This window comes from Mesorhizobium sp. 2RAF21 (assembly GCF_052115345.1).
In the GTDB taxonomy this organism is placed as follows: domain Bacteria; phylum Pseudomonadota; class Alphaproteobacteria; order Rhizobiales; family Rhizobiaceae; genus Mesorhizobium; species Mesorhizobium terrae.
On the sequence record NZ_JBFRGM010000050.1, the window covers coordinates 1 to 1818 of the forward strand.

Genomic DNA, 1818 nt, shown 5'->3' on the forward strand with positions numbered 1-1818 from the left:
GAAACTCAACAGTGTCGACCCGTACGCCTACCTCGCCGACGTCATCACTCGCATCGTTGCAGGCCATCCGCAAAGCCAGCTCGACGACCTGCTGCCCTGGGCCTATGCCCCCGCGCCACTCAAGGCCGTGGCCTGAGAACAGCGGTTACACTCAAAAGCTTGCGGGCCTTGCTGTACGCGCGCCGCGCGGTGTCGGTTTTGCCTGTAGTCGGATCGCCAACGTAGAATGTGCCGCCGCTTCACATGGCATACGTGATCACTGCCAGCTTGCGTGCCGCCGCGAAACGCGCCTTGGCCTACGCCAGATAGTAGTTCGAGCCCACAGCTCGTCAGAGCTTAAGCTACCGCGCCTCGATCCGCAGCGCAGTTAATGTCTCTGGCGTGATCGTCCCCGTGACCTTCAGACCGTAATCCCCCTGCATCCGCTGCAGCCCAGCCCTCATCTCGGGTCCCATCACACCATTGAGTTCGCCGTTATAGTAACCGAAGGCCAGCATCGCGAACTGCACCTCAAGTACGATCTCCTTGAACCTGTTTGCGTTGCCCGGAAGAGTCTTAAGGGGAGCAGGCGCTGTTGCGGTCGCCGGCGGCTGATAAGTCGGGGTAGTCGACGGCGCCGAATAGAGCGGGCTCGATGGCGCTACGTACGATGGCGACGGGCTATTGTAGACTGACGGTCGGTAGGAGTAGCCACCGGTCGATGAACGATGGCTACTGTGCGAGCTATGACTCCTGTGTGAACTATGGCTGCGGTGACCAGCCAATGTGTACACGTGATCCATCTTGAAGATGTCAAACAAGGACAGCGACTTACCTCCGTCAGTCAACATCGGCTTTGAAGGTAAGGCCTGCCCCTCTGTGGGCATGAAGCCTGCGGCCAACAGTGACGGTATCGCAAACAGGCGTTTTTTCATCAGACCCCACCCAAGCTCGCATAGCCGTGCTCGCGCGGGTGCCATTCAAAGAACCCGCCGCAGTCGCCTCTAAGACTGCAGTTTTTGCAGTCATCCATGTATGCCCGTTTCCAATCAGAAATCGTTGACGGCGCGAGATGCCGATACGGTCCAGGGACCGTGCAAAGCGGAAAATTGAAAAGCTGGACATCGATGCTGCGGCTTCGGGCAATGTCGATTGCCTGCGCCACTGTTTCAAAGCCAGTCGAGCTGTCAAAGAACAGACGGCTCCAGTTTTGCCGCGCGTAGCCGATGTTTTCCAGCTGCATGATCGCCCAAGTCTGGATGAACGGCACCGATGTCGTCAGATACCTGGCAAGCCTGGGCAAACCTTGGGCGTTCGGTTGCATGAGAACCGTACGCAACTCGATTTGAGCGCCAGCCCTACCCAGGAATGCCAAGCCTGATTGAAGCTTCTCAAAAGCCCCGGCCTTGCCTACGATCTCGTCGTGGATGGTGGGATCGGCTGAATAGAGCGGCACGCCCCAAACCACGCGACTTCTGTCCAGAGCAAGCATCACTTCACGGTCAGCACTCTCAAAATGCTGGCCATTCGTAAGCACATGGAACCGCAGATCTTCTCGGGCCAGCATAACGCGAGCCAAAAACCCCAATAATTGGGCCTTGAACAACGTAGGCTCACCTCCCGAAATCCCGATCGTAGCCCCCTCGGGAGCCAGCATTGCCGCGGTTTCAAAATGCTCGAACAGATCGACATGAACCGCGCCGGGTTTGCCAGAGGCCGTTTGGTTTAAGTTATGCGGCCATGGCTGGTTCTTCCAGCATGGCGTAGTAGCGTTCCTCGGCTTCGGCTGGCGGGATGTTGCCGATAGGCTCCAGCAGCCGGCGGTGGTTGAACCAGTCG

The 1818-nt window shown here is 58.1% G+C and carries 3 protein-coding genes; 1 reads left to right on the top strand and 2 read right to left on the bottom strand.

Annotation, left to right across the window (positions count from 1 at the left end):
* On the top strand, positions 1–136 hold a 136-nt coding region (locus AB4136_RS33310; RefSeq protein ID WP_441932293.1), incomplete at its 5' end, for a transposase domain-containing protein.
* A gap of 205 nt (positions 137–341) precedes the next feature.
* On the opposite strand, the gene hxsA is transcribed toward AB4136_RS33310, so the two are convergent.
* Both hxsA and AB4136_RS33320 read right to left on the bottom strand, forming a co-directional pair.
* Positions 342–914, bottom strand: a complete 573-nt coding sequence (hxsA, locus tag AB4136_RS33315) for a His-Xaa-Ser repeat protein HxsA (RefSeq protein ID WP_036255203.1) — start codon at positions 912–914, stop codon at positions 342–344.
* Positions 914–1585: a hypothetical protein gene (locus AB4136_RS33320; RefSeq protein WP_441932337.1), complete on the bottom strand. Its 672-nt coding sequence runs from the start codon at positions 1583–1585 to the stop codon at positions 914–916. The genes hxsA and AB4136_RS33320 overlap by 1 nt, the downstream gene beginning before the upstream one ends.
* Positions 1586–1818: the final 233 nt, after the last annotated feature.

Bases quoted from the DNA above. Each gene is read 5' to 3' on its own strand.
- hxsA (WP_036255203.1), bottom strand. From the start codon at position 914: ATGAAAAAACGCCTGTTTGCGATACCGTCACTGTTGGCCGCAGGCTTC.